At 40.5% G+C, this 14,970-nt stretch carries 11 protein-coding genes; 10 read left to right on the forward strand and 1 reads right to left on the reverse strand.

Annotation, left to right across the window (positions count from 1 at the left end):
- The first annotated feature begins 81 nt into the window (after positions 1–81).
- The 6 genes from FKG96_RS11280 (at position 82) to FKG96_RS11305 (ending at position 6,775) form a co-directional block, all read left to right on the forward strand.
- Complete coding sequence (locus FKG96_RS11280; RefSeq protein ID WP_130857645.1) at positions 82–1,023, forward strand: RraA family protein; 942 nt, start codon at positions 82–84, stop codon at positions 1,021–1,023.
- Between the two features lie 29 nt (positions 1,024–1,052).
- Complete coding sequence (locus FKG96_RS11285; protein WP_130857644.1) at positions 1,053–1,481, forward strand: nuclear transport factor 2 family protein; 429 nt, start codon at positions 1,053–1,055, stop codon at positions 1,479–1,481.
- Positions 1,482–1,557: 76 nt separating this feature from the next.
- On the forward strand, positions 1,558–2,808 hold the full coding sequence (locus FKG96_RS11290; RefSeq protein ID WP_130857643.1) for an MFS transporter: 1,251 nt from the start codon (positions 1,558–1,560) through the stop codon (positions 2,806–2,808).
- Between the two features lie 157 nt (positions 2,809–2,965).
- On the forward strand, positions 2,966–5,308 hold the full coding sequence (locus FKG96_RS11295) for a TonB-dependent receptor (RefSeq protein ID WP_130857642.1): 2,343 nt from the start codon (positions 2,966–2,968) through the stop codon (positions 5,306–5,308).
- A 123-nt stretch (positions 5,309–5,431) separates the two neighbouring features.
- Complete coding sequence (locus FKG96_RS11300; protein ID WP_130857641.1) at positions 5,432–5,911, forward strand: hypothetical protein; 480 nt, start codon at positions 5,432–5,434, stop codon at positions 5,909–5,911.
- A 147-nt stretch (positions 5,912–6,058) separates the two neighbouring features.
- The gene (locus FKG96_RS11305) at positions 6,059–6,775 is read left to right on the forward strand and encodes a DUF4198 domain-containing protein (RefSeq protein ID WP_041388269.1); all 717 of its coding nucleotides are present in this window, start codon (positions 6,059–6,061) and stop codon (positions 6,773–6,775) included.
- A gap of 47 nt (positions 6,776–6,822) precedes the next feature.
- On the opposite strand, the gene FKG96_RS11310 is transcribed toward FKG96_RS11305, so the two are convergent.
- Positions 6,823–7,827, reverse strand: coding sequence for an aldo/keto reductase (locus FKG96_RS11310; RefSeq protein ID WP_130857640.1), 1,005 nt, complete (start codon positions 7,825–7,827; stop codon positions 6,823–6,825).
- A gap of 212 nt (positions 7,828–8,039) precedes the next feature.
- On the opposite strand from FKG96_RS11310, the gene FKG96_RS11315 reads away from it, so the two are divergent.
- The 4 genes from FKG96_RS11315 (at position 8,040) to FKG96_RS11330 (ending at position 14,954) form a co-directional block, all read left to right on the forward strand.
- Positions 8,040–8,645 (forward strand): RNA polymerase sigma factor, encoded by a 606-nt coding sequence (locus FKG96_RS11315; RefSeq protein WP_013666045.1) that lies wholly within the window; start codon positions 8,040–8,042, stop codon positions 8,643–8,645.
- Positions 8,646–8,772: 127 nt separating this feature from the next.
- Positions 8,773–9,963, forward strand: a complete 1,191-nt coding sequence (locus FKG96_RS11320) for a FecR family protein (RefSeq protein WP_013666046.1) — start codon at positions 8,773–8,775, stop codon at positions 9,961–9,963.
- 115 nt (positions 9,964–10,078) lie between these two features.
- Positions 10,079–13,429: a TonB-dependent receptor gene (locus tag FKG96_RS11325; RefSeq protein ID WP_013666047.1), complete on the forward strand. Its 3,351-nt coding sequence runs from the start codon at positions 10,079–10,081 to the stop codon at positions 13,427–13,429.
- Between the two features lie 4 nt (positions 13,430–13,433).
- Positions 13,434–14,954 (forward strand): RagB/SusD family nutrient uptake outer membrane protein, encoded by a 1,521-nt coding sequence (locus FKG96_RS11330; RefSeq protein WP_130857639.1) that lies wholly within the window; start codon positions 13,434–13,436, stop codon positions 14,952–14,954.
- Positions 14,955–14,970: the final 16 nt, after the last annotated feature.

Raw genomic sequence — 14,970 nt, forward strand, 5'->3', positions numbered from 1 at the left:
TAATTCTTTAACAGCTACTCGCAAAAAGGCTCACATCGTTTTACTATTAAATACAATAATTTAAACAAACAAATCCTTTTTATGAAAAAAATTATCTTAAGCTATTTAGCATTTGTTTTTTTTGTTTCAACGGTATTCGCTCAACAAGTTGGATCGTCTCCTGAATATATCACCGCATTAACTTCACAGTGGAAGGGCGAGCGGTATCCCGATGGACGTCCAAAGATTCCTGATAATCTTTTAGAAAGATTAAAAAAAATATCCATGGAGCAAGCTTGGGGATATTTAAGAAGCCAGAAATATAATAACCAGTTTGAAGCCAATTGGGAGCTGATTATGTACCCTGATCAGGTAATGGTCGGAAGGGCTGTTACGGCGCAATATATGCCTGCCAGACCCGACCTTGTCGAACAGATTAAGCAGCAGGGATTGAAAGAAAAACGATCTACTCAAGGAGGTACAAATACTTGGCCCATTGATGTACTCGTACCGGGTGATGTGTACGTTGCCGATAGTTATGGTAAAATTATCGATGGAACATTGATTGGGGATATGCTTGGAAATACCATTTATACCAATTCAAAAAATGGTGTTATATTCTGGGGTGCCGTACGAGATATGGACGGGTTAAGTCAAATAAAAGGTTTCAACGTATGGGCAAAAGGACAAGATCCCTCGTATATCATGGAAATGACCTTAACAACTATTAACGCACCCATTCGGATTGGCAGAGCAACGGTACTTCCGGGAGATGCCGTTTTGGCGAATAAATATGGAACTATATTTATTCCTTCGCATCTTGTAGAGGATTTAGTAATCAGTTCTGAATTTACCATGCTAAGAGACGCTTTCGGAGCCCAACGATTAAGAGAGAAAAAATACCTCTCCGGACAGATCGATAGTAAGTGGACAGACGATATTAAAAACGACTTTATCAATTGGTTGAAAAACTTATCAGGTGACGAACTGCCAATGTCTAGAGAAGAATTGGATGCCTATTTAAAAAATCGGGATTTTTACTAAACTGCTTTCGGACAAGTTAAAGGAAAAAAATGTATAAATATCTGATAATATCGGCTATGGTTTTGATGAGTTGTTCAAATAAGGCTAGGCAATCTAATCAGTTAGCCGTTAAGGAAGCTGTAGAGGATTTTCGTCAAACCATGCTTCATCCCGATCAATCGAAGTTTGAGGCATTAACATCGCCACTGCTAACTTATGGACATTCGAGTGGTTTAATTGAGGACAGAGAAACTTGTATCGCTTCTATGGTGAATGGAAAATTCAAATTCTTGCAGATTGATTTAACGGAGGAAAAAATTGACATAGAAGATAAAACAGCGATTGTAAGGCACCATTTCTTTGCCCGTACGCATGACGCGGGTAAGTCGCCCGGAACAGTTAATCTGAAAGTACTCCAGGTCTGGCATTTGCATGAGGGGCACTGGCGTTTACTGGCCAGACAGGCTGTGCGAATATAATGGCCTCTGTCAGAACGTATATACACAATCGGGCGAATTCCCGTTTCTATAGTATTCAATTATAAATTCTACTCTAATGATTAACACATTAGCTCCCTCCCGCTGGTATCGAATTATTCCGATTGTCTTTATCACCTACAGTTTAGCTTATCTCGACCGTGCTAACTTTGGCTTTGCCGCCGCCGGTGGTATGGCAGAGGATCTGAAAATTACACCTAGTATATCATCCTTGTTAGGGTCGCTTTTCTTTCTCGGTTATTTTTTCTTTCAGATACCGGGAGCACATTATGCAGCACATAAAAGTGCAAAGAAATTAATTTTTTGGTCGCTTATCCTATGGGGTATTCTGGCAACAGCCACAGGCATGGTTAACAATGTAAACTTACTCATTGTTATAAGATTTATGTTAGGTGTGGTAGAAAGTGCGGTAATGCCCGCTATGCTTATTTTACTAAGCCAATGGTTTACAAAAGAAGAACGTTCAAGGGCAAATACCTTCTTGATACTCGGAAATCCGGCAACAGTTCTTTGGATGTCGGTACTTTCAGGTTACCTTATCCATGCCTTGGGTTGGCGGTGGATGTTTATTCTACAAGGCGCACCCGCCATAGTTTGGGCTTTTGTTTGGTGGAAAATGATTGACGAAAAGCCAAACGAGGCAAACTGGCTAAATACTGAAGAGAAAAAGAGTATTGAGAGTCGTTTGCAGGAGGAACAGCGAGCTATAAAGCCGGTAAAAAACTATTTAGAAGCATTTAGATCAAAGACCGTTATCTTATTATGCCTTCAATATTTCCTTTGGAGTATGGGCTTATATGGCTTTGTCATGTGGTTGCCTTCTATTATTAAAGCAGCTCCGGACATGGATATTGTGACAACGGGATGGTTATCGTCGGTGCCATATCTGTTAGCGATTGTGGCCATGCTTGCAGCCTCCTATGCTTCTGATAAAAGCATGAATCGAAGACTCTACGTTTGGCCTTTTCTATTAATCAGCGCTTTAGCTTTTTATGGTTCTTTCCTTATAGGCACCACTAACTTTTGGCTTTCGTTTTCTTTGCTGGTAATTGCGGGTGGATCTATGTATGCTCCTTACGGACCTTTTTTTGCGGTAATCACCGAAATTTTACCCAGAAATGTATCAGGGGGGGCGCTTGGTCTGATCAATAGCATGGGAGCCTTAGGTTCTTTTGTTGGCGCTTACATTGTTGGATATCTAAATGGAGTTACACATGGTTTTGGGGCTTCTTATATTCTGATGGCAGGTACATTGTTGTTATCTTCTATCTTGACACTAATAGTCATAAAACCCGTCAAAAGTATCTAAAAGGCACAATAGTAAGAATTAGAAAAAAGGCAAGTTAAATTGAGGTGACCTGTAAATAAAGGCAGGCCTTACTTCTATTGTAAATATTTTTATTTTATTTGTTAGATTAATCTAACTTTTATAGTTTTGTGATTCAAATTACAAACAATAGGTATATATGAAGCACATAACCCTTTTTCTCTTTCTTCTCTTGACGAGAACAGTTATTATAGCGCAAACGGATACTGCAATAGAAGGTCGTATTTTCCATCTTGGCGCACCATTAGAGGGTGCTACAATTAAAATAGAGAATACAAAAAGGGGGACTGTAAGTGACAGTACCGGCCAATATATTTTTGAGGGGTTACCTGATGGAACATATCGGCTTTTGGTTAGCCGTTTAGGCTTTGTGAGCCAGTTGAAAGTTGTTCAGGTTGCGGGTCAACAGGATATTAGGTTGGATTTCAATATGGAGGAAGAAGAAGGTGGATTGGAAGAAGTGGTGATTACCGGTACGATGAAAGAAGTGAATAGATTGGAAACTCCCGTTCCTGTAGAAGTATATAATCATAACTTTTTTAAAAAAAATCCAACGGCAACGGTATTCGATGCGTTGCAAATGGTAAACGGTGTCCGTCCACAAATAAATTGCAATGTGTGCAATACAGGTGATATTCATATTAACGGATTAGAAGGTCCTTATACTATGGTTCTGATCGATGGTATGCCTATTGTAAGTGGTTTATCAACCGTTTATGGTTTGTCGGGGATACCTTCCTCTCTTATAGAGCGGGTGGAAGTAGTAAAGGGTCCGGCTTCTTCCTTGTACGGTTCGGAGGCGGTTGGAGGGCTGATTAATATCATTACCAAAAAGCCTCAACAGGCTTCAAGATTATCTGCGGATATCTTCGGAACAAGCTGGCGGGAATACAATGCAGATCTTGGTCTTAACCAATCTATAGGTAAGAAGGCGAATGTATTGACCGGAGTAAACTATTTTAACTTTACCGATAAAGTAGACCATAACCACGATGGTTTCACGGATATGACGCTGCAGAATCGAATATCCGTTTTTCAGAAATGGAATTTTAACCGAAAGGAGAATCGCTTGCTCTCGCTGGCAGGAAGATATTTATATGAAGATCGTTGGGGAGGGCAAACAACTTGGAATAAATCGTTTAGAGGAAGTGACAAAGTGTATGGCGAGAGTATCTATACTAAAAGATGGGAAGTTTTGGGGAACTATCAATTACCCGTAAAGGAAAAAATGTTTTTTATGTTTTCTTATAATAACCATGATCAGAACTCAGTTTACGGTGATGAATGGTATTTGGCTAAACAGCGCATTGCTTTTGGACAACTGACTTGGGATAAGCGACTGGGTAAACATGATTTATTAATAGGTGCCGCCTTGCGATATACCTACTACAATGACAATACTGCGGCGACTGAACTAGTTGGAGACGACGGCGAAATCATTAATGACGCCAGTAAAATGACTATGCCAGGTGTTTTTCTGCAGGACGAAATAAAATTGGCCGATAAACACAGTTTATTACTCGGCATGCGCTATGATTATAACTCGGATCATGGGGATATTTTTACGCCGCGAATGGCTTATAAGTGGAGTATAACGGACAATGATATCCTTCGATTAAATGCCGGAACAGGCTTCCGGGTTGTTAATCTCTTTACAGAAGATCATGCCGCCTTAACGGGCGCTCGCGATGTAGAAATTGAAGGGGATTTAAAGCCCGAGCGGAGTGTTAATGTGAATTTGAATTATATTAAGAAATTACAACTTGGGGATGGAAATCTATTGAGTTTTGAATCATCCGCATGGTATACCTACTTCAACAATCGGATCTTACCGAATTATGACTTGGATCCGAGAAAGATCATCTACAGAAACCTGGATGGCCATGGTGTTACACGAGGTATTAGTCTAAATGCAGATTTAGCGATGTATAATGGTCTGAAATTAACCGCCGGTGGTACTTGGATGAATGTTTTCAATAAAGAAAGAAATGAGGCTGGGGCAATGGAGAAATTCCGTCCCATCTTGACCGAAAATTGGACGGCTACCTGGGCTTTGTCTTACCATATTAAGACGCTGAATCTGGGAATAGACTATACAGGAAATATATACGGCCCGATGCGCCTAGCTTTGCTGAGTGAATTAGATCCTAGACCGGAGTATTCTCCAGTATGGAGCATTCAGAATATTCAGTTTACTTGGCATGGAGGCGACAAATGGGAAATATACGGAGGAATTAAAAATTTATTAGATTGGACGATTTCGAAAAGTGTGCCTGCCATAGCCGAAGGGGAGGGGGCAGGTATAAAATCACCGATTGCGCGATCTTTTGATCCATTTAATAGAGGGGTGGTTTACGGCAGTGATGGCCGGATTGTGCCAACTTCAGATAATCCATATGGTTTACAGTTTGATCCTGATGGTTACGCGTATGGACCAAACCAAGGGATTAGAGGATTTCTTGGTGTCAGAATCCGTATTTAACGAAGTCGTTGAATAGTTAAATGGTTGAGTATGGAAATCGTGAATGAGTCGCCCAACTCACGTTAGCAGAGAAGAAGGTTCAGTGCAACTGAAGGGCGACGGTTGATCTCTGATAGCTAAAGAATGAAAAAAGGAACAGTTTTATGTTTGCTGGTTTGTACCATCGTGCTAAGGGTAACCGCATTATTTGCAGTACCCTTAGATACGGTGTCTTTTGATCGATTGCCCTATCTACAACAAAAGCAAAAAAGATTGGTCCTTATATTAATTGGTACGGATTGGTGTAGGTACTGCAGAGCGATGGAGCACTATCTCGGGGATGATTGGCCAATCGGTATTAAACAAGGGTATTATTTCCTTCAATTGAATGCGGAACAGAAAGAGCCTATAAAATTCAATAAGAAGACCTTTCACTATAATCCAAATGGAGCCTCGACAGGCTTACATTCGCTGGCGAGTTATCTCGGTGCTGATGAAGCAGGAAAGATTTCCTTTCCAACCATTTGCATACTGAATGAAAAAAATGAATTACTGTTCCGATATAATGGTTTTCTTCGAAAAAAAGACCTCCAACGTATTATGATAGAGATTCTACCGAAGTAAAGCTGCCTTTGGATTCCGGTTCATACGGTTTTCTAAAAAATGTTTTTATGTCTTTTATTTGTACTAAATCTAAATAGATGTATATTTGTTGAAACCTTAGCCTCACTTAAGCAAGGCTATGTTCACTACATTAAACGAATTAGATTCATGAGAATTTTAAAAGCTACCTTATTAGTATGTTTATGCTTCTTCACTTATATACAAGTGCAAGCGCATGCTTTATGGATTGAAACTGCGACCTATGGCAAATTGGGAACGGCCCATGACGTGAAGGTTTTTTACGGGGAATTTGCCCTCAATGAACGGGATGCTCCCGAAAAATGGTACTCGGATGTAAAGGATTTTACGCTTTGGCTTGTCGCTCCTGATGGAAAAAAGAGCCAGTTAAAAACGATTCCGGGGCAAGCGTATTACAGTAGCAGCTTTACCCCTGAAAACGAGGGCGTATATACGTTAATGGTAAGTCACGAGGCGGCAGAACTGGGGGGTACAACCAAATATCACTTCGTTTCTTCTGCCTATGTAAGTATTGGCAAATCCAGTAAAGTAGACGCTGGTTTAAATGAAAATGGATTAAAGCTATATGCTGATAATCATGAAATTTTTGCCAAAAACAAACCGGTTAAATTATTTGCTTACTTGAATGGGAAACCCCTTGCTAACAAGCCTGTAAACGTGGCCTCTCCTGAAGGATGGTCGAAGGAAGTGATGACAGACGAAAATGGTATGTTAAGTTTTCTCCCTTTGTGGCCAGGTCGCTACGTGGCTGAAGCGCAGAATTTTGAAAAAGTAACCGGAAATCACAACGGTAAAGATTTTGATGCAGCTTGGGTTGGATCAACTTTTTCCTTCGAAGTAAAATAAGTCAGCAGGTGTCTTCTATTGCTTTCAAGATAGAAGACACCTCTATATTAAATTGAATAGGCAATCAGGCCCGCATCCTTTAATTCGTTCCAAACACACATATCTACGCGTTGATCAATCATTGCTCTATTTCGTTCAACATGGTGTGGTTTGGAAGTGTTTAGCGCAATGCTGTTAATGCCAGGTAGCTGCAGGCCAAACTGAACACAAACAACGGCAGGTTGAAGTTGGTGTCTTTTACAGATTTCGAAAAAAAGCGTACGCCATTGATGCAGTTTCTGTCCTCCTTCTGACTCCCTGTTCACGTAACAGTAATTATAATAATTACTTCCCACTAAAAAGCCGCCGTTGAATACAGCCGAGTTAATAACGGTAACTCCTTTGTTTGATAACTCAATAATAAAATCCACTAACTCTTTCGGATGATGATGCACGGTTAAGCTATTTGCAATCATCACCCAGTCCAGTTTGATTAAAGGACTGATTCGTTGGATAATCCTCCAGTTTTTTGCACCAATGCCTACCGAATGAACTTCGCCTTTTGCTTTCAACTCATTAAGTGCCTCGTATGCTTGTAATATTTTCTTAAAACGCTGCTCTTCTTCTTTGATACCGTCCGCTGCTGCCAAATATTCGTCAGGATCATGCACAGAAACCATCTGAGGTATAAAACCGTTAAGCAGCTCGTTACCCTGATAAAAGCACTCCAATATACCCTGGTAGCTTATCCTTTGTACGGCATCGTGCCGAATATCTTTCCACACGTCTTTCTCAAAACTTGGTTGCTCACCTTTAGCTAAAGGAATACGATACCATCCAAGTTTATTGCTAATCAGTACTTTTTCATTCGTTAAGCCAAGCTTTTTTAAACTCGTTCCAAGTGTTTCCAAAGCTAAGCCGGCTCCATACTTTCCCGCACAGTCAAATACGGGGATTTCTTTAGCGTTTTGCACACAGGCCTTGACAATTTCATGCTTAGTTTCAATATCTAATGCTTCATATAGGTTGCCTAAACTGCTTGTACCGTAAATAAGACGTGGCAATTTTATCATAACTAAAAAAATAAATGTAATGTATACGTTTACAAATTAGCTGCATTTTAATCGTATTTTATTAAAGGTTCTTAACATTTAAATTCAGGATTTTAGCAAATTTTAGACGCAAAGCTTTTTGCTTTTGTAATTTTTTATTGTCTAATATTTAGATTTTGATTGAAAAAGCCATAATTTAGCTCTATAGATTAAGCTAACGATAAACCTAATTCATGTTGTTACCAAAACTGCAGAATGAGCGTGTTTTATTGCAAAGGATTGCAAAAAGTGATGAACAAGCTTTTAAGTATCTGTTCTCCGTGTATCATCATGAACTGGGTGCCTTTGTACACTCCCTATTAAATGATCGAGAAAGCACCTTAGAAGTCGTCCAGGATGTTTTTTTGAAAATATGGCTTCACAGAGCTAAACTTCCAGAGATAACCAACTTTACATCTTATTTATTTATTATTGCCAGAAATCATACCCTTAACAAAATAAGACAACTTACGCAGACACAAGAGAAACACAAACAATACTTAAACGCGTTGGAAAGCGAGATTTTATCTGAATCTGAGAGCCCGAACGACCCATACGAAGCGCTCGATAAAGCGTTGAGTAAATTGCCACCTCAGCAACAGCGTGTTTTTGCCTTAAGACAGCAAGGACTAAAAAATCCTGAAATTGCAAGTGTTCTCAATATTTCTACAGCATCAGTTGCTAAGTATCAGCAATTGGCTATGCAGTCGCTCAGCGAGTTGGTGAAGGTACATCACTTTATTTTGCCTTTATTATACATGCTTTTTAACATCATAGATTTGGGGTTTCATAGTCTATAAAGACCTTCATTTACTGTTCTGTATTATTTTTTAATTTTTTTTAAATAAGACATCCATAAATGGATGTTGCCGGTGTCTTTATAAGAAAACTAACTAATAAAACGGATATCCGTTTTAAGACGCCTATATGAGTCGAGCACGAATTACCTTTTTATTTGATAAGGCGATGCGTAAAGAAATTACGCAAGAAGAACGCTTGGAATTATATGAGTTGCTAAGTGACAACTCATCTAAAAAGGTAGTTGAAGACCTCTTTTTACAGGCACGCCTAAGCTTCGAGCATGGAAAAACTTTCTTTAATGAAGAAGAATCATCCCAAATGATTCATAAAGTGCTTGGAGGTAAAGAACAACCAACAAATAACACGAGGAGGGTTGATGTATTAAAGTGGTTAGTTGCCGCCATTGTTCTAATCACATTTAGTGTCGGAGCTCTTTTTTATTATGACCGAAAACCGAGTCATATACAACCTGTGACTTATGCAGAAAAAGATGCAATCAAGTCCGTACGCAACCGAGCGACTTTGCTTTTGGGTGATGGTAGTCTAGTTGATCTGGAGGCCATTGACAATAAAACGGTTAAAGAGGGGGATATTACCATTAGTAAGACGAAGGATGGACAATTAGTTTATCATGCGGCAAAAGCGAATGCCACAGGGGAGATTAAACAAAACATACTTAGTACGCCACGGGGCGGACAGTTCCAAGTTCAGTTGCCCGATGGTACACATGTTTGGTTAGGTCCAAGCTCTTCTTTAAGCTACCCAACCCGGTTTGAGGGTGCAAAAAGGGAAGTTCGCCTCGAAGGAGAGGCCTATTTAGAAATTGCTAAAAATAAGGAAATGCCATTCGAAGTACAGACAGTAGATGCTACTATTCATGTGATGGGAACGAACTTTCTGATCAGTGCTTATGAAGATATGGAAGAAATAACCACTACACTTGTTGAAGGAAAAGTACGGGTGTCGGCAAAAGATAATTCGTCTCGGACCCCCACCGCTAAAATTCTCAACCCTGGTCAGCAGGCGCGTATAAATAAACAGACCAAGGCAATTTCACTAAAAAATGTCAACCTAGAAGATGCTTTAGCCTGGAAGAACGGTTATTTTGTCTTTCACGGTGATGATATCCAACAAGTGATGAAAACAATTGCCAGATGGTATGATGTTGATGTCACATACCAGGGTGACCTGACAGGTGAGACATTTATTGGTACTGTATCCAAATTCGATCGAATAGAAAAATTATTACAAACGATCGAGCTAACCGGAGGTGTTCATTTTAAAACAGAAGGGAGGAAAGTTATTGTAATGAAGTAGCCAAAAGTATAAAAAGGAAAAAGAAGCTATCAAAGGCGGTGCAACGCCTTTGATAGTACAGGCATAATGCCAGATTAAAGATAGAATCAAATTACCAATTCTTTAACCTAATCAAATGTATAAAATAAATGCTGTAATATGGCATAAAGGACAGACCTATGCCAAATTTAAACCTATATTGATCATGAAGTTATCACTTATCTTGATCTTAATTGGTCTATTGGAAGCAAAGGCAACGGCCTTTGCTCAAAAGCTAACGCTGCATAAGAAAAATGTTTCACTTCAAGAGGTTTTCGACGAAATACGTAAACAGTCGGGCTATAATGTACTATATACAGCAAGCGTTTTGAAGAATACAACGCCAGTGAATATCGATTTGGAAAACGTATCGGTGACCCATGCAATAGACGCTTGTTTGGCCAATCAGGGCCTGAGCTATAAAATTGTCGAGAAGAATATTGTTATCTCTAAAAAGAATTGGGCTGTTGTCGCCCAGGAAGAGGTAACTTTGACCGGAAAAGTCACCGACAATAACGGGAAGGCGCTCGCCGGTGTTTCTATAAGCATAAAAGGGCTTAATAAAAGAGGAACTCAAACAGATGAACAGGGTTTTTTTACTTTAAAAACGCCTCCGAACACGACGTTGGTAGTTACCTATATTGGATTTCAACGCCAAGAATTAAAGCTTGTAAGCGGGCAAACTACCGTGAATGTCCAACTCGAAGCTGAAGATGCGGCATTGGATGAAGTTGTTGTAGTAGGGTATGGTACGCAACGAAAAAGCGATTTAACCGGATCGGTTTCCTCGGTTTCCGCCGAGAAAATAGCGGCTTTTCCCGTAGCAGGTACAGCTCAAGCACTCCAAGGGCGATCGCCCGGTGTGGCTGTATCCAGCGTCAATGGAGAGCCTGGTAAAGCGCCACGCGTGCGAATTAGAGGGGGGACTTCGATCAATGCCAGTAGTGATCCTCTTTACGTAGTGGATGGTTTTGCCGGAGGAACGCCGCCCCCTCCCGAAGATGTAGAATCTGTCGAAGTACTAAAGGATGCATCAGCAACTGCTATCTATGGATCTAGAGGGGCTAATGGTGTTATAATGGTAACGACCAAAAAGGGAAAGGTTGGGCGTCCTATTATCGACTTTAATAATTCTTACTCCATTCAAAAGATCGGTAAACGACTCGACCTTTTGAATGGACAGGAATTTGCCGAATACATTAATGACGTTTACAGAAACAGTGGTAACTCAAATGTTCCATATTCAGACCCTTCGTCATATGGTGAAGGTACGGACTGGCAAGACCTGATTTTTAGAACCGGAGGATTGATCAATAATCAATTATCGGTTTCAGGAGGAAGCGAAAATATCCGTTATTATACCTCACTTAGTCATTACGGGCAAAAAGGTACAGTGATCAATTCTGACTTTAGAAGGCTTTCGGGAACTTCTAATTTAGACATAAAGGTATCTGATCGGGTTCGTTTAGGCACTAAACTTTTTTTTATTAGAAATGACCTTGACGGTGTGCGAACACAGGAAACAAGTAGTGGAACATCCGGAGCAGGTGTAATTTCAGGCGCGTTACGCTTTGATCCACTGCAAGGAGTATACGATGCAAATGGAAAATATACGTTGAAACAAGTGGGCGACCCTCATGACAATCCGGTAGCAGTTGCACGCGAAAGAAAGAATGAGCAAATAAACGATTTGTTTCAGGGAAATGCCTATGGAGAACTTGAGTTATTACAGGGATTAAAGTTTCGAAGCACGCTGGGGGTCCAGATCAGTAATCAACGGAATGGGAGCTATGTGACGCAAAATTTGGTAGAGGGACGTAACTATGGTGGTTCTGGAAGTATTATAGGCCGCAAGAACACAAATGTAATCAACGAAAACTTCTTAACCTATACCAAGAGCTTCCAAGATGTCCATAACCTTGAGGCAATGGGCGGTTATTCATATCAATCTTCCAGAAATGAAATGTGGGAATCACGCAATCGGAATTTTGTGTCTGACAATTTCTCATTTTGGAATTTAGGAGCGGGTTCGAACTACCAGAATGCGGCTTCAGAGCTAATAGACTGGGTGATGTCCTCTTTTTACGGAAGGATAAATTATAACTTCAAAGGTAAATATTTGCTGACAGTTACGGGCCGGTACGACGGCTCATCTCGATTTGGTGACAATAACAAATGGGCATTTTTCCCTTCCGGTGCCTTGGCATGGAATATCAGCCAAGAACCGTTTATGCAATCGGTGAAGGCAATTTCAAATCTTAAAATTCGAACCAGCTATGGAGAAACCGGAAACACCGAAATAGGCTCTTATATGTCATTGGCCCGATTTTCTCCAACGCTTGCGACTATTAATGGAACACCAATTAAGGCGGTGCGGCCAACCAATGTCGCGAATCCTAATCTTACATGGGAAACTACCAAGCAAACAGATGCAGGTTTAGATATTGGTTTTCTGAATGGTCGGATCAATCTCTCTGTAGATTACTATTATAAGAAAACGGTTGATCTGCTTTACGAAGTACCCCTGCCGATATATTCCGGTTATACGGTTTCTCTGCAGAATATTGGAAGTGTAGAGAATAAAGGTTGGGAATTCGCGCTCAATACAACCAATGTTAAGGGCGAAAACTTCACTTGGACAAGTGATTTTAACATCACTTTTAATCGCAATAAGATTCTTCAATTACCTGGAGGAGATATTCGCTATAATACGATCCCAGGTCATATGTTGTCAACTGAATCCCAAATTCTTCGTGTGGGCGAGGTAGTGGGCGCTTTCTATGGATGGCAATTTGATGGATTGTATCAAGAAGGCGATGATTTTTCTGCGGCTCCTAATAAAAAGCCAGGAGATGTCAAGTACCGCGATATCTATGGACGTGATGCTAATAATAACTTAACCGAAGGTCCGAATGGTGTTATTAATGCGGATGATCGTACCATTATTGGTAATCCCCATCCGGATTTCATCTACGGTTTTAATAACGATCTGCGTTACAAAAACTTTGACCTAAATATCTTTTTTCAAGGAAGCCAGGGTAATGATATGTTAAACATCACTCGAATGGAACTCGATTGGATGGCCGGAAAGGGAAATGCTACCAAAGATGCATTGAATAGATGGACGCCTACCAATACAAATACAGACATTCCTCGGGCAAGTGCTTCGAATAATCCAGAGGTCTCATCGCGATGGGTTGAAGATGGCTCATACTTGCGGTTAAAAAATGTAGCCTTGGGTTATAACTTTCCGAAGTTTATGCTAGGTAAGCTACAGGTGAGTAAACTAAGGATCTATGCTAGTGCACAAAATATATTGACGGTCACAAACTATAAAGGTTATGATCCGGAAGTAAGCTTTCAGGACTCAAACCGAAATGTCGGACTTGACTATATGGGATATCCAAATGTCAAATCCGTTACCTTGGGGATAAATGTTGGATTTTAAGTTAATGGAGAAACAGACAATGAAAGAGTTTTCGAAATATATTTTTTTGTTCGTATTGTTTATTGCTTCCGCTTGCACTAAGTTGGAAGAAGAACCGGTAAGCATTTTAGTTCCAGGGCAATATTTTAACACCGAAGCGGATGCAGAAGCAGCTGTGATGGGATCTTATGCCTTGCTGAGTAGCGATAATTTCTATGGTAGACGGTTAACCATGGTGTTACAGCTACTGGGAGATGATATTGACATTGCGGATATCGGAACACAATCCAGTCGCATACAGCTGAATGGTTTTACGCACGATGCCAGCAACCAAGATATACTTGCGGTCTGGCGCTTGGCTTATTTGGGTATAGGAGCCGCTAATGCCGCAATCGACGGCATCCCGAATGTTCCGATGGATGAAGGAAAGAAAAATGCACTTATCGCCGAAGCGCGCATGGTGCGAGCCCTAAATTATTATCATTTAGTGCAATTGTTTGGTGATATTCCTTATATAGGGCAATTTGTTACAGATCCGAATACGATTAAAGATATTAATAAAACTCCTGCCAGTGAAGTATATCAGCATATTATAGACGATTGCGAATTTGGTATAAGTTATTTACCCGATGCCTTTCCGGGTAACATTAAGTCAAGAGCTACTAAAGGGGCTGCCCATACGCTGTTATCTTCCGTATATATGGTTTTGCAGCAATGGGACAAAGCAGCGGAGCACGCGGAAGCGGTTATTAATGATGCCGGTAAATACCATTATGGTTTGGTAAATGACTATCAAGATTTATGGAAAGCCGATCTTGGTCATCAATTGGAGCATGTCTGGGTCGTGGATTTTATGGGGGGGATCACTGGAGAAAATGGTACAAATCAGGATTATACAGCTCCTATGACCGGGGTTCGCGACGCGGATATGCTGGGTTGGAGCGTCTTAGTTCCATCTCCAGGTATGTATGGAAGTTTTGATAATAATGACTACAGGAAAGAAGTGAGCTATTTAACAGAAACACCTATAAAAGGAGTGATGACCCCTTATCAACAATGGCGATGGCCACGCATACATACGGCTAAATGGTGCTTATATCCAGGAGCTAATGCCAATGCAGAGGGGGCCGACTCAGATATAAAACATGTGATTTTCCGTTATGCCGAAATTCTCTTAATGGCTGCAGAGTCACTCAACGAGAGTAACGGTGGACCCACCGCAAAGGCTTATGAATATTTGAATGCGGTTAGACAACGCGCCCGTAACACACCTAACGGGGTAAGAACCTTCCCAACGGATATCCCGGTTGGGTTAAATCAAGCAGCATTTAGGGACGCAGTAAGAGAGGAGAGAAGAGTAGAGCTAGCCTTTGAATGGAAGCGCTGGTACGACTTGAAGCGTTGGGATATCGTTGTGGAGGCCTTTACAAAAGAAGGCGCTTATGAAAAAAGAGAAAACATAAAACCATCTCATAAACTATTGCCTATTCCACAGGAAGAGATTGGTAGAAATGCAAATCTCTTACCACAAAATGAAGGTTATTAATATAAGACGAAAGCGA

The organism is Olivibacter sp. LS-1 (assembly GCF_008245145.1).
Taxonomy (GTDB): Bacteria; Bacteroidota; Bacteroidia; order Sphingobacteriales; family Sphingobacteriaceae; genus Olivibacter; species Olivibacter oleidegradans.

Coding starts and splice junctions, on each gene's coding strand:
- FKG96_RS11290 (WP_130857643.1), top strand. CDS start 1,558: ATGATTAACACATTAGCTCCCTCCCGCTGGTATCGAATTATTCCGATT.
- FKG96_RS11280 (WP_130857645.1), top strand. CDS start 82: ATGAAAAAAATTATCTTAAGCTATTTAGCATTTGTTTTTTTTGTTTCA.
- FKG96_RS11320 (WP_013666046.1), top strand. CDS start 8,773: ATGAGTCGAGCACGAATTACCTTTTTATTTGATAAGGCGATGCGTAAA.
- FKG96_RS11285 (WP_130857644.1), top strand. CDS start 1,053: ATGTATAAATATCTGATAATATCGGCTATGGTTTTGATGAGTTGTTCA.
- FKG96_RS11300 (WP_130857641.1), top strand. CDS start 5,432: ATGAAAAAAGGAACAGTTTTATGTTTGCTGGTTTGTACCATCGTGCTA.
- FKG96_RS11315 (WP_013666045.1), top strand. CDS start 8,040: ATGTTGTTACCAAAACTGCAGAATGAGCGTGTTTTATTGCAAAGGATT.
- FKG96_RS11325 (WP_013666047.1), top strand. CDS start 10,079: ATGTATAAAATAAATGCTGTAATATGGCATAAAGGACAGACCTATGCC.
- FKG96_RS11330 (WP_130857639.1), top strand. CDS start 13,434: ATGGAGAAACAGACAATGAAAGAGTTTTCGAAATATATTTTTTTGTTC.
- FKG96_RS11310 (WP_130857640.1), bottom strand. CDS start 7,827: ATGATAAAATTGCCACGTCTTATTTACGGTACAAGCAGTTTAGGCAAC.
- FKG96_RS11305 (WP_041388269.1), top strand. CDS start 6,059: ATGAGAATTTTAAAAGCTACCTTATTAGTATGTTTATGCTTCTTCACT.
- FKG96_RS11295 (WP_130857642.1), top strand. CDS start 2,966: ATGAAGCACATAACCCTTTTTCTCTTTCTTCTCTTGACGAGAACAGTT.